This is a genomic window from Mongoliimonas terrestris (genome assembly GCF_001927285.1).
Lineage (GTDB): Bacteria > Pseudomonadota > Alphaproteobacteria > Rhizobiales > Pleomorphomonadaceae > Chthonobacter > Chthonobacter terrestris.
Map to the genome: position 1 here is coordinate 357,761 of NZ_MSIG01000002.1, position 20,698 is coordinate 378,458.

General features: G+C 68.2%; 17 protein-coding genes and 1 riboswitch. Of the genes, 6 read left to right on the forward strand and 11 right to left on the reverse strand.

What is annotated here, in order from left to right:
• The first annotated feature begins 174 nt into the window (after positions 1–174).
• A complete protein-coding gene (modA, locus tag BUQ68_RS04030) occupies positions 175–978 on the forward strand; it encodes a molybdate ABC transporter substrate-binding protein (RefSeq protein WP_083656255.1) in 804 nt (267 codons plus the stop codon).
• Between the two features lie 144 nt (positions 979–1,122).
• Positions 1,123–2,619, forward strand: a complete 1,497-nt coding sequence (locus BUQ68_RS04035; protein WP_075214638.1) for a lipopolysaccharide biosynthesis protein — start codon at positions 1,123–1,125, stop codon at positions 2,617–2,619.
• A 13-nt stretch (positions 2,620–2,632) separates the two neighbouring features.
• Here BUQ68_RS04035 and BUQ68_RS04040 read toward each other — a convergent pair whose 3' ends face one another.
• Positions 2,633–4,012 (reverse strand): L-serine ammonia-lyase, encoded by a 1,380-nt coding sequence (locus tag BUQ68_RS04040; protein ID WP_075214784.1) that lies wholly within the window; start codon positions 4,010–4,012, stop codon positions 2,633–2,635.
• A 179-nt stretch (positions 4,013–4,191) separates the two neighbouring features.
• Positions 4,192–4,282, reverse strand: a riboswitch (glycine riboswitch).
• Between the two features lie 224 nt (positions 4,283–4,506).
• Here BUQ68_RS04040 and BUQ68_RS04045 point away from each other — a divergent pair.
• From BUQ68_RS04045 to BUQ68_RS04060, 4 genes are all read left to right on the forward strand, one after another.
• Positions 4,507–5,952: a cryptochrome/photolyase family protein gene (locus BUQ68_RS04045; protein ID WP_075214639.1), complete on the forward strand. Its 1,446-nt coding sequence runs from the start codon at positions 4,507–4,509 to the stop codon at positions 5,950–5,952.
• Positions 5,953–6,006: 54 nt separating this feature from the next.
• Positions 6,007–7,317 carry an NAD(P)/FAD-dependent oxidoreductase gene (locus BUQ68_RS04050; RefSeq protein ID WP_075214640.1) on the forward strand — a complete coding sequence of 437 codons (1,311 nt, stop codon included), beginning with the start codon at positions 6,007–6,009 and terminating at the stop codon, positions 7,315–7,317.
• On the forward strand, positions 7,314–8,180 hold the full coding sequence (locus BUQ68_RS04055; protein WP_075214641.1) for a DUF1365 domain-containing protein: 867 nt from the start codon (positions 7,314–7,316) through the stop codon (positions 8,178–8,180). The genes BUQ68_RS04050 and BUQ68_RS04055 overlap by 4 nt, the downstream gene beginning before the upstream one ends.
• Positions 8,181–8,329: 149 nt before the next feature.
• Complete coding sequence (locus tag BUQ68_RS04060) at positions 8,330–9,574, forward strand: SAM-dependent methyltransferase (RefSeq protein WP_075214642.1); 1,245 nt, start codon at positions 8,330–8,332, stop codon at positions 9,572–9,574.
• Positions 9,575–9,627: 53 nt separating this feature from the next.
• Here the strand turns inward: BUQ68_RS04060 and BUQ68_RS04065 are convergent, their stop codons facing one another.
• From BUQ68_RS04065 to nuoL, 10 genes are all read right to left on the reverse strand, one after another.
• On the reverse strand, positions 9,628–9,915 hold the full coding sequence (locus BUQ68_RS04065) for a DUF1467 family protein (protein ID WP_075214643.1): 288 nt from the start codon (positions 9,913–9,915) through the stop codon (positions 9,628–9,630).
• Between the two features lie 2 nt (positions 9,916–9,917).
• On the reverse strand, positions 9,918–10,745 hold the full coding sequence (panB, locus tag BUQ68_RS04070) for a 3-methyl-2-oxobutanoate hydroxymethyltransferase (protein WP_075214644.1): 828 nt from the start codon (positions 10,743–10,745) through the stop codon (positions 9,918–9,920).
• A gap of 12 nt (positions 10,746–10,757) precedes the next feature.
• A complete protein-coding gene (panC, locus tag BUQ68_RS04075) occupies positions 10,758–11,633 on the reverse strand; it encodes a pantoate--beta-alanine ligase (RefSeq protein WP_075214645.1) in 876 nt (291 codons plus the stop codon).
• A gap of 145 nt (positions 11,634–11,778) precedes the next feature.
• Positions 11,779–12,183, reverse strand: coding sequence for a methylmalonyl-CoA epimerase (gene mce / locus BUQ68_RS04080; protein ID WP_075214646.1), 405 nt, complete (start codon positions 12,181–12,183; stop codon positions 11,779–11,781).
• 56 nt (positions 12,184–12,239) lie between these two features.
• Positions 12,240–13,853, reverse strand: coding sequence for a ribonuclease J (locus BUQ68_RS04085; protein ID WP_075214785.1), 1,614 nt, complete (start codon positions 13,851–13,853; stop codon positions 12,240–12,242).
• A 301-nt stretch (positions 13,854–14,154) separates the two neighbouring features.
• Positions 14,155–14,793: a pyroglutamyl-peptidase I gene (locus BUQ68_RS04090; protein WP_075214647.1), complete on the reverse strand. Its 639-nt coding sequence runs from the start codon at positions 14,791–14,793 to the stop codon at positions 14,155–14,157.
• Positions 14,793–15,578, reverse strand: coding sequence for a biotin--[acetyl-CoA-carboxylase] ligase (locus BUQ68_RS04095; protein WP_075214786.1), 786 nt, complete (start codon positions 15,576–15,578; stop codon positions 14,793–14,795). Before BUQ68_RS04095 ends, BUQ68_RS04090 begins: the two co-directional genes overlap by 1 nt.
• 14 nt (positions 15,579–15,592) lie before the next feature.
• Positions 15,593–17,029 carry an NADH-quinone oxidoreductase subunit NuoN gene (gene nuoN / locus BUQ68_RS04100; protein ID WP_075214648.1) on the reverse strand — a complete coding sequence of 479 codons (1,437 nt, stop codon included), beginning with the start codon at positions 17,027–17,029 and terminating at the stop codon, positions 15,593–15,595.
• Positions 17,030–17,041: 12 nt separating this feature from the next.
• Entirely contained in the window at positions 17,042–18,568 is a 1,527-nt protein-coding gene (locus BUQ68_RS04105) for an NADH-quinone oxidoreductase subunit M (RefSeq protein WP_075214649.1), read from the reverse strand.
• Positions 18,568–20,685: an NADH-quinone oxidoreductase subunit L gene (gene nuoL, locus BUQ68_RS04110; protein WP_075214650.1), complete on the reverse strand. Its 2,118-nt coding sequence runs from the start codon at positions 20,683–20,685 to the stop codon at positions 18,568–18,570. The genes BUQ68_RS04105 and nuoL overlap by 1 nt, the downstream gene beginning before the upstream one ends.
• Positions 20,686–20,698: the final 13 nt, after the last annotated feature.

The following is a 20,698-nucleotide window of genomic DNA, read 5'->3' on the forward strand; positions in this document are numbered from 1 at the left end:
GACCCTACCGGGCCGGACCCCGGTTTCGAAATCGGGACTAGCCCGATCCGGATGGATACAGACACCCCTGTCGCGGACACCGGACGCACGGGAAGGCCCTTGAATTCACCCGGGCGACAGGCGATGCTCGCTATATCCAAAGGGATATAGCCACGCATCCGACCAGGAGATCCCATGCACAGCTCGTTCCGAAGCTCCCTCATGCCGTTGACGGTCGCGTTCGCCGCCTTCGTGACCATCGCCGCGTCGCCAGTCGCCGTTGGGGCCGAAAAGGTCACGGTCTTCGCCGCCGCAAGCCTGAAGACCGCTCTCGACGAGATCGCCGTCACCTACAAGGCGGACACGGGCAACACGGCGGTCGTCTCCTACGCGGCCAGTCCCGCCCTCGCCAAGCAGATCGAGCAAGGGGCTCCGGCGGACATTTTCATCTCCGCCGACCAGGACTGGATGTCCTACGTGGCCGAGCGGAGCCTCATCAAGCCGGAAACCCGCACCGACCTTCTGGGCAACGCCATCGTGATCGTCGCCCCGAAGGACGAACCGGTCAGCCTCACGGTGGAGAAGGGGTTCGACCTGAAGGGCGCCCTCGGCGGCGGTCGGCTGGCGATCGGGGCCGTGGATACCGTTCCGGCCGGCAAGTACGCCAAGTCCGCCCTGGCGTTCCTCGGCGTATGGGACACCGTCGCCGGGTCTCTCGCCGAGGCGGAGAATGTGCGCGCCGCCCTCCAGTTCGTCGCCCGTGGCGAGACACCGCTCGGCATCGTCTACCGGACCGACGCGGCCGCGGAGACAAGCGTCACGATCGTCGGCACCTTCCCGGCGGAGAGCCACACGCCGATCGTCTATCCGATGGCGGTGACGAGCGCGGCGACGTCTGCCGCGGCCGAAGACTTCGCCCGCTATCTGACCGGGACAGCGGCAGCCGCGATCTTTCAGAAGGCGGGATTCACGGTGCTGACCACTGCCGGTAAGTCTTGACGCGGGTCCACGCACGGACGGTGCGGCGCCTGCCGCACTGCAATTAACGCTCTCGCGCATGCGAGATGTACATCGGGGTTGCAATCCATTAACGGAGGTGTGTTGGAAGTCTGAGGGAAAGAAACGGCCGGGATGTCGAGGACGATGAGCGCTGGAGAATTCGATCCTCGGAACACCGGTCGGTCGCACGCCACGAAGGGCGTCCTGATCACCGGGATTGCCCAGGCTTGGCGCCTCGGCCTCGGCTTTCTCTCCGGTATCGTTCTCGCCCGCCTGCTGACGCCGTCGGACTTCGGCCTCCTCGGCATGGTGGCACCGGCCGTTGCCCTGGTGGCGATGGTTCAGGATCTCGGGATCGGCCAGGCCGTGGTGCAGCGCCCCACGGTGACGCGCGCCCAGATCAGCGCCCTCTTCTTCGTCACCCTGTCGGCCAGCTTCGTTCTGGCGGGCTCCCTTGCGCTCGCGGCGCCGCTGTTGGCCGACTTCTACGGCGATCAGCGCATCGTGGAGATCACGATCGCCTTCGCGGGTCTTCTGGTCCTGTGGACCCTGCAGGCGCAGCCGGCCGCCATCCTGGCGCGGCGCATGCAGTTCATGACCATCTCGATCATCGACATCACGGCGGCGACTGTCGGCTTCGCGGTCGCCGCGTGGGTCGCCTATGTCTACGAGACCTATTGGGCGCTCTACGTCCACATGCTGGTGATCGCGCTCATCAACGTCAGCGGCATCTGGATCGCGTCGCGCTGGTTCCCGTCCAGGCCGTCCTTCGAGGGCGCCTTCAAGGAGATCATGGGGCTCGGTGCCGGCATCTCGGGCAGCGCCATCCTGATCTACCTCTCGCAGAACGTGGACAAGATCCTGATCGGCAAGCTGCACGGTCAGGAGGTCCTCGGTCTCTACGACCGGGCCTACAAGCTTCTCCTCCTGCCGCTCAACCAGGTGAACGCGCCGCTCGGCCGGGTGATCGTGCCGCTCCTCTCCCGCCTCATCAGCAACGGCGAGCGCTACCGGAACGCCTACCTGGAAGTCGTCACGCTGATGCTGACGGTGACCCAGCCGGGCATCCTCCTGGTGGTGATTTTCGCCGAGGACCTGTTCCGTGTCCTCCTCGGCCCGCAGTGGGTCGCGGCGGCGCCGATCTTCCAGTGGCTCGGCCTCTGCGCCCTCCATCAGGTGATGACTGCCACCATGGGCTGGCTGCTGTTCAGCCAGGGCCGGGGCGGCGACCTCTTCAAGATGGGTGTCCTGGAGAGCACCGTGGCGGTGGCGTCCATCCTGGCCGGTCTCTACTGGGGCGCGATCGGCGTCGCCATGGCGTTCTTCATCGGCGACTATCTGGTCCGCCTGCCGGGCGCCTGGCTGCTGGTCGGCCGCATCGGCCCGATCCGCACGCGGGATTTCGTGCGCGCCGCCCTCCCCCACATGGGCGCGACGCTCGCCGCCGCGGCGATCCTGCTCGTCGCTCAGCAGAGCCTCCACACCACCGTCGGCGTGGTGGAGTTCCTCGGGCTCCTCTTCCTCAGCTACCTGGTCTACATGCCGGTGCTGATGATCTCCCGGACCAAGCGGCAGATCTTCGAGAAGAACCTCCAGACCGCCCTGTCGGCGGTCCGGCGCGTCCTCCACCGCACGGCGTGACGCCGACCGCCTCTCAGCAGGCGGTGACGTTCACCGCGAGGCCGCCGAGGCTCGTCTCCTTGTACTTCGACTGCATGTCGAGGCCGGTCTGGCGCATGGTCTCGATCACCGTGTCGAGCGAGACGATGTGCTCGCCGTCGCCGTGAAGGGCGAGAGATGCGGCGTTGATCGCCTTGATTGCGCCGAAGGCGTTGCGCTCGATGCAAGGGATCTGCACCAGCCCGCCCACCGGGTCGCAGGTCATGCCGAGATGGTGCTCGATGGCGATCTCGGCGGCGTTCTCCACTTGCGCGTTGGTGCCGCCGAGCGCGGCGCAGAGGCCGGCCGCCGCCATGGCCGCTGCCGAGCCCACCTCCCCCTGGCAACCGACTTCGGCGCCCGAGATGGAGGCGTTACGCTTGATGAGGCCGCCGATGGCCGCGGCGGCGAGGAAGAATGTGCGGATGCCGTCCCGGTCGGCGTCCGGGCAGAAGTCACGGTAGTAGCGAAGCACCGCCGGCACCACGCCGGCCGCGCCGTTGGTCGGCGCGGTCACCACTCGGCCGCCGGCGGCATTCTCCTCGTTCACCGCGATGGCGAAGACGGAGACGTAGTCCATGGCGGCGTGCGGCGGCCGATCGTTGGTGGCGCGACGGTCCTGCAGCCGCTCGAAGATGCGCTTTGCCCGCCGACGCACCTTCAGGCCGCCGGCAAGTTCGCCCTCCTGCGCAAGGCCGCGCTCGATGCAGGCGAACATGGTGTCCGCCACCCGGTCGATGTCGGCGATCACCGCCTCGCGCGGGCGGCGCGCCGCCTCGTTCTCCAGGGTCAGCGCCGCGATGCTGAGCCCTGCGGCTTCCGCGACGGAGAGTAGTTCGTCCGCCACCCGGTAGGGGTGCGGCACCTGGACGAGGCCGCCCTCCCCCGCCTCGTCGCCGTCGCGCACCACGAAGCCGCCGCCGACGGAGAACCAGACCTCAGAGGCCACCACCCGGCCGGCGCCGTCGAGCGCCTGGAACCGCATGGCGTTCGGGTGCCGGTCGAACACCTGGTTGCAATCGAACACCACGTCCCGGTCGGGATCGAAGCCGATCGTGCGGCCGTCCGCGATCGTCAGCCGTGCCTCGCCGCGGATGGTCGCCAGGCGCGTCTCCGCCTCGTCCGGGTCCAGGCTGTCCGGCCGCAGACCGGCGAGGCCGAGGATCATGGCCTTGTCGGTGGCGTGCCCCTTGCCGGTCCAGGCGAGCGAGCCGAAGGCCGTGGCCGTCAATCGCTCGACGGTGTCGAGTTGGTCTTTGAGCCCCGCGACGAAGCTGTTCGCGGCCCGCATCGGGCCGATGGTGTGCGAGGACGAGGGGCCGATGCCGATCTTGAAGAGGTCGCTGAAGGCGACCGGCGCCTCGCCGGCGGGCATCAGCAGGGAAGCGGGTTGAAAAGGCTGGGCGACAGCATTCATCGACAGGACGTCTCCAACAGTGAAAGACCGGCGCGCCTTCGCGCCCGGTCCTGGCCTGCCCCATCTGTCCCTTGCGCCTGAGGCCGTTAGCCCTTCGGCGGAGCGCCCCGAGGGGCGCCCAACTCTCCAGATTTGATGCACGCCGCGCGGTCCGTTTGCCTCAGAGTTTCCGGGGCGGTTGCTCCTTGGGCGCCGGCTCGGACGGCCGGTCTCTCCCGCGCGACGCAGGTCGGACGACTATGCTGGGCGGGCCGTCGGCGGGCAAGTCCCGTCCGCGACCGACCGACCGACGGAACCCGACACCGGCCGACCACCCGATCACGAAATCGCCAACCGCGCTCCGGTTCCGCCAAAGCCTGATCCGAGGCGGAGAAGCGGCCGTAGTGAGAGGCAGATGCAACGCAGGCGACAGCCAGGCGTCGCGCGTGGTTCGGAATGGGAGAGACGTGCGGATGGAGCGGGGGAGCCATCGAGCCGACGAAACCGTGGTGGTCTGGTTCCGGGATGACTTGCGCCTCGCCGACAATCCCGCCGTTTCCGCTGCCGCCGCCGAGCGACGGCCCATGGTGGCCGTCTATGTGCTGGACGAAACGGCGGGGCGGCGCGGGCCCGGTGGCGCCTTCCGGTGGTGGCTCCACCACAGCCTCGCGGCGCTCCAGGCCTCGCTTCAGGCGGCGGGCGTGCCGCTCGTGTTCGGCCGCGGCCCTGTAGCAGCCGCGCTGCCTAAACTCCTTGCGGCCGTCGGTGCCGTGTCGGTCCACTGGAACCGGCGGTACGACGGCCCCGGGCGCGACACGGACACCCGCCTCAAGGCGGCGCTTCGCGAGCGGGGCGTCGCGGTTGAAAGCCACAACGGCACGCTCTTGGTCGAGCCCTGGACCGTCAAGCCCCGCTCCGGCGATCATTTCAAGGTCTTCACGCCGTTCTGGAAGGCCTGCCGTCCGGTGCTGGACGAGCGGCCGCCGCCGCTGCCGCCGGCCCGCCTGACGCCGGGGCCGCAGGATCTCCCGGTCGGCGTCCCGCTCGGCGACCTCGCCCTCCTGCCGACCGCGCCCGACTGGGCCGGCGGCCTTCGCGAGACCTGGACACCCGGCGAGGCCGGCGCCCATGCGCGGCTGACGCGGTTTCTCGACCATGGCCTTGCCCGCTACGCCGCGCACCGGGACGAGCCGGCCGCCGACGCCGTCTCCATGCTGTCGCCGCACCTTCGGCACGGGGAGATCAGCGTCGGCACGGTGCTGGCCGCGGCCCGCATGCGCGAGGACGAGGGACGCGCCCGTGCGGCGAACGTCACGAAATTCGTGACCGAGCTCGGCTGGCGGGAATTCTCCTACCACCTCCTGTTCCACTTCCCGGCGCTTGCCGAGCGCAACTATCAGAGCCGGTTCAACGCCTTCGCCTGGCGCGAGGACAGCGCGGCCGATCTGCGGGCCTGGCAGCGCGGGCGCACCGGCTACCCGATCGTCGATGCGGGCATGCGCCAGCTGTGGGCCACCGGCTTCATGCACAACCGCGTGCGGATGATCGTGGCGAGCTTCCTGATCAAGCACCTGCTGGTGGACTGGCGCGCCGGCGAGGATTGGTTCTGGGACACCCTGGTGGACTCCGATCCCGCCAGCAACGCCAGCGGCTGGCAGTGGGTCGCCGGATCCGGCGCAGACGCCGCGCCCTTCTTCCGCGTCTTCAACCCGGTCCTGCAGGGCGAGAAGTTCGACCCGGACGGCGCCTACGTGCGACGCTGGGTGCCGGAACTTGCCGACCTCCCCCGGCAGGTGATCCACCGCCCCTGGACTGCCGAGGGCCGGCACCGGCAGACCTATCCCGACCCGATCGTCGACCACGCGACGGCGCGCGATCGCGCGCTCGCCACTTTCGGACGGGTCAAGACAGCGGCATAAAGCACCAGGCCAACGATAAAAATCGACACCATCGCTTCACCAGGGAACATCTTCATGCGTATCGCCGTGATCGGCTCCGGGATTTCCGGAAATGCCTGCGCCTTCGCCTTGTCGGCAACCCATGATGTGATTCTCTACGAAAAGCGCGATCGCACCGGCGGCCATTCCGCCACCGTCGATATCGACTACGACGGGACCCGGATGGCGGTCGACACCGGCTTCATCGTCTACAACGAGCTGAACTACCCCAACCTCGTCGCCCTCTTCCGTCATCTGGAGGTGGAGACGGAGGCGAGCGACATGAGCTTCGGCGTCTCCATCGACAACGGGCGTCTGGAGTGGGCCGGCACCTCCCTTGGCACCATCTTCGCCCAGAAACGCAACCTCGCCAGCCCGCAATTCCTCTGGATGCTGCGGGAGATCGTCCGGTTCAACCGCTGCTGCGCCGCCGACCTGGAGAACGGCCGGATGGCCGGCCTGTCGCTTGGCGCCTACCTGCAACGGGCCCGGTTCGGCCGGGCCTTCATCCGCGACTATCTCGTGCCCATGGGCGCAGCGATCTGGTCTACCCCGGACGCCGAACTGCTGGACTTCCCGGCGGCGAGTTTCGCGCGCTTCTTCATCAACCATCGGCTGATCAACCTCGACCGGCCGATCTGGCGCACCGTTCGCGGCGGCAGCCGCACCTATGTGTCGAAGCTGCTCGCCCCGCTTCTCGCCGCCGGCCGCGTCCGCCTCGGCGATCCCGTCGTGTCGGTCGCGCGCACGGCCGATCACGTGGAGGTACGCACCGCCTCGGGCGAGGTGGATCGCTTCGACCAGGTGGTGTTCGCCGCCCACACGGACCAGACCCTCGCCATGCTGGCGGAGCCGACCGCGGAGGAGCGCGCGCTGCTTTCCGACGTGCGCTATCTGCCGAACCAGGTCTATCTTCACAGGGATCTCGCCCTCATGCCGCGGCGGCGGGCCGTCTGGTCGTCGTGGAACTATCTCAGAAGCGAAGGGCGCGACGCGAAGGGGCCGGTGGCGGTGTCCTACTGGATGAACAAGCTGCAGAACCTGGACCCGACCAAGCCCGTGTTCGTGACGCTGAACCCCGACGTTCCGCCGGACGATCGGCTGGTGTTCGGCAGGTTCGAATACGATCATCCCCAGTTCGACGCGGCGGCGATCGCGGCGCAGCGGCGCCTTCCCGCCCTGCAGGGGGACAACCGCACCTGGTTCTGCGGCGCCTGGACGGGATACGGCTTCCACGAGGACGGCCTCAGTTCGGGGCTCGCCGTCGCGGAGGCCCTCGGCGGGGTCGTGCCCTGGCGCGCCGCAAAGCCCGAGACCGTGCCGGCCCTCCTGGAGGCGGCGGAATGACCCGTCTTTCGGTTCCGACCCGACTCGACGCCAACGGTGCACCGCCGGACCAACCGGCCGTTCTCTACCGCGGGACGGTGATGCACGCGCGCCTGAAGCCGCTCGGCCACCGGTTCGAATACGCGGTCGCCAACCTGCTGGTCGATCTCGACCGGCTCGACGACGCCGACCGGCTGTCGCCGCTCTTCTCGATCGGGCGCTTCAACCTTTTCGGGTTCCACGAGTCGGACCACGGCCCGCGGGACGGCAGCCCGCTGCGGCCCTATGTGGACGGGTTGCTGGCCGCCGACGGCATCCTGCGGCCTGACCGGGTGCTGCTTCTTTGCTATCCGCGCGTGCTCAGCTTCGTGTTCAACCCCATATCCGTCTACTTCTGCCTCGACCGGGACGGGCGGACCACGGCGCTCGTCTACGAGGTGCGCAACACCTTCGGCGAGGCACACACCTATGTGGCGGCGGTGGAGCCGGGCGATCTCAGCCCCGCCGGCATCCGACAGGCACGGAACAAGCGCTTCTACGTCTCGCCCTTCATGCCAATGGAGCAGCGCTACCATTTCCGTGTGCTGCCGCCCGGCGACGGGGTGCGCCTGCGCATCCTGGAAACGGATCGGGACGGACCCACGCTTTCGGCAACCTTCGTCGGGGAGCGTCGCGCCCTCACCACGCGCGCGCTCGTCGGCACCTTCCTCGCCATGCCGTTTCATACGCTGAAGGTGGTGGCCGGCATTCATCTGGAAGCCGTCCGCCTGTGGCTGAAGGGTGCCCCCTATTTCAGCCGTGGCGTTCCGCCACCGCCGGTCAGCTACCGCGACGACGGCGAGCCGGCCGGGCGGGAGCGCACGCCCGAACAGGCCGCAGCCTGACCCGCCTTGGCCGAACCCGTTGGCGGCCCTTTCCGGCCGCCGCCCCCGTTGTCATGATGGATGCCAGCCGGCGCCTCTCCTCTTGATCCGCCTCGGTGGATCGGATCAGGCCGACCCGCCCGCCGCTGTTGAACCGATGGACAGTGACGATGACCAGTCCGAGTGCCTACCACCCGATCGAGCTGACCGCTTCCAACGAGGCCAGCGTGTTGACCGACCTGCCCGCCCTGGTGCGGCGGAGCCTCTACATGGTCCGCGCGCTGCGCTACGGCGCCCTCACCGTGACCCTGCCGGACGGACGCACGGTCCGCGTGGCGGGACGCGAGCCCGGACCGGACGCGCACCTCGTCATCCACGACTACCGCTTCATCCGCCGTGTCATTACATCCGCCGACATGGGCGTAGCAGAGAGCTACATGGCGGGCGAATGGTCGAGCCCGGACGTCACCGCCTTTCTCGAGCTGTTCTGCCACAACCACCATGTCTTCGAGGACAATCTCGCCCACAGCCCGGCCGTTCGCCTCTTCCTGAAGCTGCGGCACTGGCTCAACGAGAACACGCCGAAGCGCGCCAAGAAGAACATCTCCGCGCACTACGACCTCGGCAACAGCTTCTACGCCAAGTGGCTCGACCAGACGATGACCTATTCGTCCGGCCTGTTTCCGTCCGGTGACGAGGACTTGCCGGCAGCGCAGAACGAGAAGTATCGTCATCTCGCCCGGACCACCGGCATGGAGACCGGCCATGACGTGCTGGAGATCGGCTGCGGCTGGGGCGGGTTCGCCGAATTCGCCGCCAAGGAGATCGGCTGCAAAGTCGTCGGGCTCACGATCTCGCGCGAACAGTATGATTTCGCCCGCGAGCGCATGTTCAAGGCCGGTCTCGCCGACAAGGTGGACATCCGCTTCCAGGACTATCGGGAGGAGGCCGGCTGCTACGACCGGATCGCCTCGATCGAAATGTTCGAGGCCGTCGGCGAGAAGTACTGGCCGACCTACTTCCAGACCTTGCGCGACCGACTGAAGCCTGGCGGCGCGGCCGGCCTGCAGGTGATCACCATCCAGGACCGCTTCTTCGAGAAATATCGGGCGACGCCCGACTTCATCCAGCGCTACGTCTTCCCCGGCGGCATGCTCCCCTGCCCCGCCGCCCTCGACCGCGTTTCCCGCCAGGAGGGCCTCTCGAAGACGAGCGAGACCGTGTTCGGGCGCGACTACGCCCGCACCCTATCGCTCTGGCGCGACCGGTTCTGGGCCTCCTGGCCGAGCCTGGAGCCGCTCGGCTTCGATGCCCGCTTCAAGCGGCTTTGGGAATACTACCTACACTATTGCGAGGCCGGCTTCCGGTCCGGCACCATCGACGTTCGCCAGATCGTCTACGCCCGCGGCGCCTGAGCGCCGGGCCCGGGGGCGCGCGACGGCGCTCCCCCGCGGCAGGCCGATGCCCGTCAGCCGCCCACGTGGGTGGGCTTCGGGCCCGGCAGCATGTCGAGGGTCAGGCCCGAATTCATGATGCCGACGAAGAGCGCGAACCCGACGACCGCGAGCGCGGTCGTCCAAAGCAGCTTGCGCCGCATCAGCGACTGGGCCGGCGCGCCGGGGTCCGAACCCGGCACGGTGACGCCTTCCTCCTGCTGCGAGCGCACGCCGAACGGCAGCACCACGAACAGCACCGTCCACCAGATCACGAAGAAGATGGCGATCGCGCTGCCGATGCCGATCCCGCCGATGGTCATGGTCAAGCCCCCCGCTTTGGCTGGAACGTGTTCTCCAACCCCGGAAACACCCGCGCCTTGACGTCGGCCGCATAGGCGGCGGCCGCTTCGCCGACGCTGGCGCCAAGGTTGGCATACCGCTTCACGTGGCGCGGGATGAACTCGTTGAAAAGACCCAGCATGTCCTCGGACACGAGAATCTGACCGTCGCACTCCGGCGAGGCACCGATCCCGATCACCGGGACGGGAGAGGCGGCGGTGATCTCGCGCGCCAGTGGCTCCAGCGTGCCTTCCAGCACGAAGGCGAAAGCGCCCGCCTCCGCCACGGCGGCGGCGTCCGCCCGCACCTTGCGGGCTTCGGCTTCGCTGCGGCCTTGGGTCTTGTAGCCGCCGAAGCTGTTGACGAGCTGCGGTGTCAGCCCCACGTGGGCAAGCACCGGGACGCCGCGCTCGGTGAGGAAGCTGATGGTTTCGGCCATCTCCTCGCCGCCCTCAAGCTTCACGCCCTGGGCGCCGGTCTCCGACAGGATGCGCGAAGCGGTGCGGAAGGCATCCTCCCGGCTCGCCTGGTAGGAGCCGAACGGCAGGTCGACGATGACGAGCGACCGGTTGGAACCGCGCACCACCGCGCCGCCGTGCGCGATCATCATCTCCACGGTGACCGGCAAGGTCGTCTCGAACCCGTAGACCACCATGCCGAGGCTGTCGCCGACCAGGAGGAAATCCACGTGCGGGTCGAGGAGCTGCGCCATGGGCGCCGTGTAGGCGGTGAGCGACACGATGGGCCGCACCCCCTTGAGGGCTCGGATATCGGCGACGCTCGTGCGCCGGGAGCGGACAGGTGCACTCATGGGTCTGTTCCTTCAGTCCGCCTGCCCTGACGGCAACGGCTGGGGCAGCGGAATGACGCGCTGGTCGAGGAGGCGCGTGCGGCCGATCCGGACGGCGAGAAGGACCACCACGGCCTCGCTGTCCGGCCGCGCCTCGTTGAGGGTGGCGGCGTCGCGGATCTCCACCAGATCCGGGTCGGCCAGCGGCTCGCGCGTCAGCATCGTCTCCAGGTGGGTGCGCAGGCGAACGAAGTCGCGCTGGCCCTTGGCGACGCGCTGCTCCGCCTCGGCGAGCACGCGCGACAGCACCGGCGCGGCCGCGCGCTCCGCCTCGCCGAGATAGACATTCCGCGACGAGCAGGCGAGGCCGTCGCTCTCGCGCACGGTCGGCACGCCCACTACGTCCACCGGCATGGAGAGATCGGCGACCATCCGGCGGATCACGGCGAGCTGCTGGTAGTCCTTCTCGCCGAAATAGGCGCGGGTCGGCTGGGCGATGTTGAAGAGCTTGGCGACCACGGTGGCGACGCCGCGGAAATGGCCGGGCCGCCGCTCGCCTTCCAGGATCGAGCCCAGATGGTGGAGGTCGACGGCGGTCTCCAGCGGCTGCGGGTACATCTCCTCCACAGACGGGGCGAACAGGAAGTCCACGTCGCCGGCGCGCAGCATCGCCTGGTCGCGCTCCATGTCGCGCGGGTAGCGGGCGAAGTCCTCGGTGGGGGCGAACTGCAGCGGGTTCACGAAGATGGTCGTCACCACCACGTCGTTCGCCGCGCGGGCGCGGCGGACGAGTTCCAGGTGGCCGACGTGCAGGTAGCCCATGGTGGGCACCAGGCCGATGGTGCGGCCGGATCGGCGGTGCGGTTCGAGCCGACGGCGCACGTCGGCGATGGTGGACAGGACTTCCATCGGTGAGCGAAGCCTCCGATCCGTGGCGAACCTCAATGGGCCGTCTTCTACTGCGGGCGGGCTTCGAATGCCATCACCGAATGTGCAATCTGGTCACGCCGTGGGCAGATGCGGCCGCCGGCCGACCCAGGCCCCAAACGGGCGATCAGGCCTGCTCCAGCTCCACCAAGGTGCCGTTGAAGTCCTTCGGGTGGAGGAAGAGCACCGGCTTGCCGTGGGCGCCGATCTTCGGCTCACCGGTGCCGAGCACGCGGGCGCCGGTGGACTTCAGGTGGTCGCGGGCGGCCAGGATGTCGTCCACCTCGTAGCAGACGTGATGGATGCCGCCGGACGGGTTCTTCTCCAGGAAGGCCTTGATGGGCGAGGCCTCGCCGAGCGGCTCCAGAAGCTCGATCTTGGTGTTCGGCAGTTCGATGAAGACCACCGTCACGCCGTGGTCCGGCTCCGCCTGAGGCGGCAGCACGTTGGCGCCGAGCACCTGCCGATAGGTGGCCGCCGCGGCCTCCAGATCCGGCACCGCGATGGCCACATGGTTGAGCCGTCCGATCATCGTTTCGCCCTCCGTTCCTTGTTCAGGGCCGGAGGGCGTATGGCCGCTCCGGCGTCTCAGACCCGCAGCACGGTCACGTCGCAGATGGGCTTCTTGCCCCACCGCTCGTTGACGACCGACCGCACCGACCGGCGGATCGCCTCCGCCACCATCTCGTCGTCCCGCCGCCGCTGGCGGGGAATGGACTCAATCGTGCCCTCCACGACCCCGGCGATCACGTCCCGGAACGGTGTGTCCCGCTCGTCCACGTGCGGCAGGCCGAACAGGGAGACCGCGAAGTCACCCACCAGATCGCCCCGGTCGTCCATCACCACCGAGATGGCGACCGCGCCGGCGAAGGAGATCTTCCGCCGCTCCACAACGCCGGATACCTCCGGCGCGCGGATCAGCGACCCGTCCTTCACCTGGATGCCGACCGGCGTGTGCTCGATCACCGTCGGCTCGTCGCCGGGCAGAAGGCGCAGCATGGCACCGTTCTTCGTGATCACCACCTTCGGCACGCCCACGGACCGGGCCAGTTCCGCGTGCGCCGCAAGATGGACCGCCTCGCCGTGGACGGGAACAGCGACTTTGGGCTTGATCAGCCGGTAGAGCTCGGCCATTTCGTCGCGGCGCGGATGGCCGGACGTGTGCACCATGGCGTCCTTGTCGGTGACGATCTTGACGCCCTGGGTGACCAGCGCGTTCTGGATCGCCCCCACGGCCTTCTCGTTGCCCGGGATGGTGCGGGACGAGAAGATCACCGTGTCGCCGGCCGAGAAGGCCACGTTGCGGTGCTCGTCGAAGGCGATCTTGGAGAGCGCGGCCCGCGGTTCGCCCTGGCTGCCGGTGATCAGCGCCACCACCTTGTCCGGCGGCAGGTAGCCGTAGGCTTCCTCGTCGCGGAAGGGCGGCAGGCCGTCGAGCATGCCGAGTTCGGTCGCCACGTCCACCACGCGCCGGATCGCCCGGCCGAGAATCACCACGTCCCGATCGTTGGCCGCGGCCGCCTGGGCGACCGAGCGGATGCGCGCCACGTTGGAGGCGAAGATCGTCACCGCCACGCGCTTCGTGGCCTTGCCGATAACCTCCGCCATGCCCTTTGCGACGTCCGCCTCGGACGGGCTGCGGCCTTCGCGCGGCGCGTTGGTGCTGTCGCAGATCATGGCTTCGACGCCCTCGCGGGCGATCTCGCCGAAGCGCGTCATGTCGATCGGCTTGCCGACGCCCGGCTCCGGATCGATCTTCCAGTCGCCCGTGTGGAGCACGTTGCCGAACGGCGTGCGGAACAGCACCGCGTTCGGCTCCGGCAGCGAATGGGACACGGCGATCAGTTCGATGTCGAACGGTCCGATGGACCGCCGCTCGCCCTGCTGCAGCACCGTGGTGGGGATCTTCGGCGCGCCCGGCTCCATCTCCCGCTTGGCGGCGTGGAGAGCCGCCGCGAAAGGCGACATGAACACGGGCACCTCCAGCCGCGGCCAGAGGTCGTAGAGGGCGCCGTAGTGGTCCTCATGGGCGTGGGTGATCAGGATCCCGACCAGATCCTTGCGCACCTTCTCGACGAAGCGGATGTCCGGCAGGATCAAATCGACGCCCGGCAGGTCCGGTCCGGCGAACGAGACGCCGCAGTCCACCATCAGCCACTTGCGGGCGTCCTCCGGGCCGATGCCGTAGAGGGCGAGGTTCATCCCGATTTCGCCGACACCGCCGAGGGGAAGAAAGACGAAGTCCTCGATGCGGTCGGCCTTAGGTTTTCTCAATGCAGATACTCCTGCGGTCCGATGACCGCGTTCCGAACGACCATAGCCGCCGCGCCCGAAGAGGCGGCGGGTCATTCCTGGTGGGTGAGGTGGCAAGCGAAGGCCACCGTGGCAGATGGGCGGCTCCCGCCCCGTTGAGGCGACCCTAGCGGAATCGGACGGCCGGTTCCACAGGAAGCGGATCCGGAGCGGCGGTTGTGAGCCGTCACAGGGCAAACCGCCGGTCCGGTCAGGCCGAAACCCCGTCAACGTCCGCATCCGCGGACGCAAGCCGAGCCTCGACCGCCGCCACGACCGCGCGTCCGATCCGCTCGTGGGCGGCGGCGGGCGTTTCTTCATAACCCTCGAGGGTCAGCGGCCGGTGCACCCAGGGCACGTGGACGAAGAGCGCCGGAACGGTGGGGCGGCGCGCCGAAAGACCGAGGAGAACGCGGTAGTAGAGGTCGTTGCAGACATAGCCGCCCGCGTCGTCCGAGATCACGATGCCCGGCACGATCGGCGCCAGATCGTCGCGGAGCGCCGCAAGGTCGAAGCCGGTCTCCAGCGTCTCCGGCGCATCCTCGACCGCGTCGAGGCCGACGCGCCGGATCCCGGCGTTATCCGGTGCCGCACTGGTGCAGCGGTTGCGGCCGAACCGCTCCAGCCGGAGATACTGGGTGTCGCCCGCAAGGCCGAACATCAGGACGGCCGAAGGGTCGATCCGCTCGACCTCGGCGAGGAGCCGCGCGGCGGCCTGTTCGTACTCCACCGGCAGGAGGAGCGTGAAAACGCCCGCCGGTGGGGCGGCCGCGAGCCGCCGGACCAGGATATCCGCCGGATTGACGGCACTTCCGCCGAACGCCTCGAAACCGGTGACGAGCAGGGCCATCAGGTCGCTCCCAACGCCTCTGCGGGGCCGAAGAACACGTCGCCGGCGGAGATCACCTTCAGCGCGCCCGTGTCGAGCCGCAGGAGCAGGCGGCCGCTGTCGTCGAGCCCCTCGAACCGGCCGGTCAGCGTTTCAGCAGGCAGCCGCACGCGGATGGCCTCGCCGACGCCGCGCGCGCGGGCGAGCCACGCCTCGCGGATCGGCCCGAAGTCACCGCCCTGCCAGGCGGCGAGGCGGTGTGCCATCCGGAGGGCCAGCCGTTCAAACAGCACGAGCGGTTCCGTCGGGTGGCCGAGCGCGCGAAGATCCGTGGCCGCATAGCCGGCATCCAGCGGATGGTGGGCGCAGTTGATGCCGATGCCGATGGCGACCGCCCGCCCGGACGGGCCGGCGACGCCCTCGATCAGGATGCCGCACATCTTCGCCCCGTCGTGGAGCACGTCGTTCGGCCACTTGATCCGGAGCGGGCCGCGCGCGGGCGGCGGCAGCACGTCGGCGATCGCGTCGTGAACCGCGACCGCCACCACCAGCGGCAATTCGCCGAGCCGCGCGGCGGGCGCCGGATCGCGGAGGAGAAGCGTGGAGTAGAGGTTGCCGACCTCCGACGTCCACGGTCGGCCCTGCCGGCCGCGGCCAGAGACCTGCCGGCCGGCCACCACCCAGAGGCCGCCTGCCTCGCCGGCTTCCGCCTGCTCCAGGGCGACCGCGTTGGTGGAGCCCACCTCGTCGAGCAAAAGGGCGCGGAAACCCGGCGGCAAGGCCGGGCCCGCGCCCTTTGAGGTCATCGTGCCCATGGTGTCTAGAAGAGCGTGCGGGCCGCCGCCGCCGCGGCGCTGCCGAGCGGGCCGGACACCAGGACGAACAGGACCGTGAAGAGCCCTGCGCCCCACAGCACCGCGTTCAGCTCCACCGGCGTCTTTTCGAAGGCCGGGGCCGGCTCGTCGAAGTACATCACCTTGATGATGCGCAGGTAGTAGTAGGCACCCACCACGCTCGACAGGACGCCGATCACCGCCAGCGCCACCAGGCCCTGCTGGATGGCCGCCACGAAGACGAAGTACTTGGCGAAGAAGCCCGCGAAGGGCGGAATGCCGGCGAGCGAGAACATGATCATGGCGAGGAAGAAGGCCATGGTCTTGTTGGTGCTGGAGAGGCCGGCCAGCTCGTAGATGTCCTCGGTCATCACGCCGTTCCGCCGCATGGCGAGGATGCACGCGAACGCGCCGGCGGTCATCGCCACGTAGGTGGCCAGATAGATGAGCACGCCCTGAACGCCGGTCTCCGTGCCGGCGGCGAGGCCCACGAGGGCGTAGCCCATGTGGCCGATCGACGAATAGGCCATCAGGCGCTTGATGTTGCGCTGGCCGATGGCGGCGAACGAACCGAGGATCATCGAGGCGATCGCCATGAAGGAGACGATCTGCTGCCAATCGCTGGTGATCGGCGCGAACGCATCGATCACCACCCGGATGAAGATCGCCATGGCGGCGACCTTTGGGGCGGCCGCGAAGAAGGCCGTCACCGGCGTCGGCGCGCCCTCGTAGACGTCCGGCGTCCACATGTGGAAGGGCACGGCCGAGACCTTGAAGGCGATGCCGGCGAGGAGGAAGACGAGGCCGAAGACCAGACCGACCGACGACCCGCCGCTCGCCACGATGGACGCCGCGATGGCGCCGAACTCGGTGTGGCCGGTGAAGCCGTAGACCAGCGAGGCGCCATAGAGGAGCATGCCGGACGAGAGGGCGCCGAGTACGAAATACTTCAGGCCCGCCTCGGACGACCGGGCGTCGTCCCGGTGGATGGCGGCGACCACGTAGGAGGCGAGCGAGGTGAGTTCCAAGCCGAGATAGACCGCGATGAGGTCGTTGGCCGAGATCATCATCATCATGCCGAGGGTGGCGATGACGATGAGAACGGGGAACTCGAACCGCTCGAACCGCTCCTGCCGGACGAAGCCGACGGCCATCAGGATGGCGAGCGCCGAGCCGATCAGCGCCAGCACCTTCAGGAAGCGCGCGAAACCGTCGACAATGAAGGCACCCCCGAAGGTGGCCCCTTCGGCATCCATCGCGATCACCACCACCGCGACGCCGGCCAAGAGAATGACCGACAGGGTGGTGACGAAGCGGGTGGACGCCTCGCCCATGAAGACGCCGATCATCAGGAGCGCCATCGAGCCGACGGCGAGCATGATCTCAGGCAGGGCGAGCGAGAAGATGTGGGGTTCGACGACCATGGGTTTCCCGCCTCAGTGGACAAGCGCCGACGGGACCAGCGCCGCCGTCTGGGATGCCGCCTCGATGGCGGCCTGGTAGTTGCGGACGAGGGCCTCCACCGATGCCGCGCAGGCGTCGAGGATGGGCACGGGGTAGACGCCGAAATAGATCGTTAGCACCACGAGCGGCGCCAGGATGGCAATCTCCCGCCGGTCCACGTCCATGATGCCCTGCAGCGACACCTTGGTGAGTTGGCCCCACACCACCCGGCGGAACAGCCAGAGCGCGTAGGCGGCCGACAGGATCACGCCAGTGGTCGCGACGAAGGCCACCCAGGTGTTCACCTGGAAGGCGCCGAGGAGCGTCAGGAATTCTCCGACGAAGCCGGAGGTGCCGGGCAGGCCGACGTTCGCCATGGTGAAGACCAGGAAGGCGAAGGCATAGACCGGCATGCGGTTGACGAGTCCGCCGTAGGCGTCGATGTCGCGGGTGTGCATGCGGTCGTAGACGACGCCGACGCAGAGGAAGAGCGCGCCGGAGACGAAGCCGTGGGAGATCATCTGGAAGATGGCGCCCTGGATGCCCTGCACGTTCATCGTGAAGATGCCCATGGTCACGTAGCCCATGTGGGCGACCGACGAGTAGGCGATCAGTTTCTTGATGTCCTCCTGCATCAGGGCGACGAGCGACGTGTAGACGATCGCCACCGCCGAGAGCGTGAAGACGAGCGGCGCGAAGTCCGCCGACGCCAGCGGGAACATCGGCACGGAAAAGCGCAGGAAGCCGTAGCCGCCCATCTTCAGGAGGATGCCGGCGAGGATGACCGAGCCTGCGGTCGGCGCCTCCACGTGGGCGTCCGGCAGCCAGGTGTGCACCGGCCACATGGGCATCTTTACCGCGAAGGAGGCGAAGAAGGCGAGCCACAGCCACGTCTGCATGCCGGCCGGGAAGTCCGCCTCCAGGAGGCGGACGATGTCCGTGGTGCCCGCGTGCCAGTACATGGCCATCATGGCGAGCAGCATCAGCACGGAGCCGAGCAGCGTGTAGAGGAAGAACTTGTAGGAGGCGTAGACCCGGCGCTTGCCGCCCCAGACGCCGATGATGAGGAACATCGGAATGAGGCCGCCTTCGAAGAAGACGTAGAAGAGCACGATGTCGAGGGCGCAGAAGACGCCGATCATCAGCGTTTCCAGCACCAGGAAGGCGATCATGTACTCCTTCACCCGGTGCTCGACCGAGTGCCAGCTCGCCAGGATGCAGAAGGGCATCAGGAAGGTGGTGAGAAGGACGAACATCACCGAGATGCCGTCGACGCCCATCCGGTAGGAGAAGAAGCCTCCCATCCAGTCGATCTCCTCCACCAGTTGGAAGCCGGGGTTGGAGGTGTCGAAGGCGCCGAGGATGAAGAGCGAGAGGCCGAAGGTGACGCCGGTGGTGATCAGCGCCACCCGGCGGATGTTCATCACCGCGACCTCGTCCTGCGCCCTCACCAGAAGGATGAAAAGGACGCCGGCGAGCGGCAGGAAGGTGACGAGAGAGAGAAGCGGCAGTCCGCCCATCAGTTGATCCCCCCGGCGAACATGGCCCACGTGATGAGGGCGGCGACGCCGATCAGCATGGCGAAAGCGTAGTGGTAGACGTAGCCGGTCTGCAGCCGGACGACCCGGGCGGAGACGTCCTGCACCCGTGCGGCGACGCCGTTCGGGCCGAGGCCGTCGATCACCATGCCGTCTCCCGCCTTCCAGAAGAAGCGGCCGAGGGCCTTGGCCGAGCGCACGAACAGGAGGTCGTAGAGCTCGTCGAAGTACCACTTGTTGAGCAGGAACTGGTAGAGCGCGTCGTGCCGGGCGGCGAGCCGCTTGGGCTGCTCCGGATCGGCGATGTAGAACCAGTAGGCGATGCCGAGGCCGAAGAGCATGGCGAAGAAGGGCGACGCCTTCACCCAGGCCGGCACCTCGTGCATGTCGTGCAGGATGTGGTTCTCCGGCCCGTAGAGGAGCGCGCCCTTCCAGAACTCGCCCTGCGCCTCGCCGACGAACGCCTCGTAGAATACCATGCCGGCGAGCACCGCGCCGACGGAGAGCACGATCAGCGGGATCAGCATCACCCGCGGGCTCTCGTGGGCGTGCTCGAAGGTGTGGTGATCGGCGCGGGTCTGACCGAAAAAGGTCAGGAAAATCAAGCGCCAGGAGTAGAAGGACGTCATCGCCGCGGCGATCAGCGTCAGCATGAAGGCGTAGCCGGCGAAGCTGTTGTGTCCGGCGTAGGCGCTCTCGATGATGGCGTCCTTGGAGAGGAAGCCGGCGAAGCCGATGTGGGTGAGCGGGATGCCGACGCCGGTGATGGCGAGGGTGCCGATCAGCATCGTCCAGTAGGTCACCGGGATCTTCGAGCGCAGCCCGCCCATCTTCCGCATGTCCTGCTCGTGGTGCATGGCATGGATGACCGAGCCGGCGCCGAGGAAGAGCAGGGCCTTGAAGAAGGCGTGGGTGAACAGGTGGAAGACGCCCGCTCCGTAGGCACCGACGCCGAGGGCGACGAACATGTACCCCAATTGGGAGCACGTCGAGTAGGCGATGACGCGCTTTATGTCGTTCTGAACGAGCCCGACTGTAGCGGCGAAGAAGGCCGTTGTAGCGCCGATGAAGGTTACAAAGGTCAGCGTCCCGTGCGCGTGCTCGAAGAGCGGCGACAGGCGCGCCACCATGAACACGCCGGCGGTCACCATGGTGGCGGCATGGATCAGCGCCGACACCGGCGTCGGGCCCTCCATGGCGTCCGGCAGCCAGGTGTGCAGCAGGAACTGGGCCGACTTGCCCATGGCGCCGATGAAGAGCAGGAAGGTGATGATCTCCAGGGCATGCCACTCGGCGCCGAGGAAGATCATCGACTGCTCGGCCACCGCTTCGGTGTTGGCGAAGATGGCGTCGAAGCCGACCGAGCCGAACACGGCGAAGACGCCGAAGATGCCGAGGGCGAAGCCGAAGTCGCCGACGCGGTTTACCACGAAGGCCTTGATCGCCGCCGCCGAGGCCGAGGGCTTCTTGTACCAGAAGCCGATCAGGAGGTAGGAGGCGAGACCGACGCCCTCCCAGCCGAAGAACATTTGGACCAGGTTGTCCGACGTCACCAGCATCAGCATGGCGAAGGTGAAGAGCGACAGGTAGGCGAAGAAGCGAGGCCGGCCGGGATCCTCGCTCATGTAGCCGATCGAATAGGCGTGCACGAGCGACGACACGGTCGTCACCACGATCAGCATCATCACCGTCAGCGTGTCGATCCGGAACGACCAGTCGACCACCAGCGCGCCGGACGTCATCCAGGCGGCGACCGGCACCCGGAAGGTCTCGCCATCGCCGAAGCCGACCGTCAGGAAGGCCACCCAGGAGAGAAGGCAGGAGACGATCAGGAAGCCCGTGGTGACGAGTTCGGCGATGCGCGACCCGGGTGCGGCCGGCTCCGCCGCGTGGTGGTCGTCGTGGCCGTGGTCGTCGTGCGCCGCATGGGCGTGCGCGGCGTGGTCGTGGCCATGATCCCCGTGGCCGTGATCGTCGGGGCCGTGGTGCCCGTGGGCGCCGCCGACGGGGGCCGGGATGGTGGTCCGGGCGCCCCAGAGCGCGATCGCACCGGCGATCAGGAAGCCGACGAGCGGCAGGAAGACGATGAGGGAATACATCGGATCGGGTCTC

Excerpts from the sequence above, each read along its gene's own strand:
- panC (WP_075214645.1), bottom strand. The coding sequence starts at position 11,633 with ATGGAAGTCCTGTCCACCATCGCCGACGTGCGCCGTCGGCTCGAACCG.
- BUQ68_RS04105 (WP_075214649.1), bottom strand. The coding sequence starts at position 18,568 with ATGGGCGGACTGCCGCTTCTCTCTCTCGTCACCTTCCTGCCGCTCGCC.
- BUQ68_RS04090 (WP_075214647.1), bottom strand. The coding sequence starts at position 14,793 with ATGGCCCTGCTCGTCACCGGTTTCGAGGCGTTCGGCGGAAGTGCCGTC.
- BUQ68_RS04040 (WP_075214784.1), bottom strand. The coding sequence starts at position 4,012 with ATGCCCGCCGGCGAGGCGCCGGTCGCCTTCAGCGACCTCTTCAAGATC.
- BUQ68_RS04055 (WP_075214641.1), top strand. The coding sequence starts at position 7,314 with ATGACCCGTCTTTCGGTTCCGACCCGACTCGACGCCAACGGTGCACCG.
- BUQ68_RS04065 (WP_075214643.1), bottom strand. The coding sequence starts at position 9,915 with ATGACCATCGGCGGGATCGGCATCGGCAGCGCGATCGCCATCTTCTTC.
- nuoN (WP_075214648.1), bottom strand. The coding sequence starts at position 17,029 with ATGGTCGTCGAACCCCACATCTTCTCGCTCGCCCTGCCTGAGATCATG.
- BUQ68_RS04035 (WP_075214638.1), top strand. The coding sequence starts at position 1,123 with ATGAGCGCTGGAGAATTCGATCCTCGGAACACCGGTCGGTCGCACGCC.
- BUQ68_RS04095 (WP_075214786.1), bottom strand. The coding sequence starts at position 15,578 with ATGACCTCAAAGGGCGCGGGCCCGGCCTTGCCGCCGGGTTTCCGCGCC.
- nuoL (WP_075214650.1), bottom strand. The coding sequence starts at position 20,685 with ATGTATTCCCTCATCGTCTTCCTGCCGCTCGTCGGCTTCCTGATCGCC.
- panB (WP_075214644.1), bottom strand. The coding sequence starts at position 10,745 with ATGAGTGCACCTGTCCGCTCCCGGCGCACGAGCGTCGCCGATATCCGA.
- modA (WP_083656255.1), top strand. The coding sequence starts at position 175 with ATGCACAGCTCGTTCCGAAGCTCCCTCATGCCGTTGACGGTCGCGTTC.
- mce (WP_075214646.1), bottom strand. The coding sequence starts at position 12,183 with ATGATCGGACGGCTCAACCATGTGGCCATCGCGGTGCCGGATCTGGAG.
- BUQ68_RS04045 (WP_075214639.1), top strand. The coding sequence starts at position 4,507 with ATGGAGCGGGGGAGCCATCGAGCCGACGAAACCGTGGTGGTCTGGTTC.
- BUQ68_RS04060 (WP_075214642.1), top strand. The coding sequence starts at position 8,330 with ATGACCAGTCCGAGTGCCTACCACCCGATCGAGCTGACCGCTTCCAAC.
- BUQ68_RS04050 (WP_075214640.1), top strand. The coding sequence starts at position 6,007 with ATGCGTATCGCCGTGATCGGCTCCGGGATTTCCGGAAATGCCTGCGCC.
- BUQ68_RS04085 (WP_075214785.1), bottom strand. The coding sequence starts at position 13,853 with ATGAACCTCGCCCTCTACGGCATCGGCCCGGAGGACGCCCGCAAGTGG.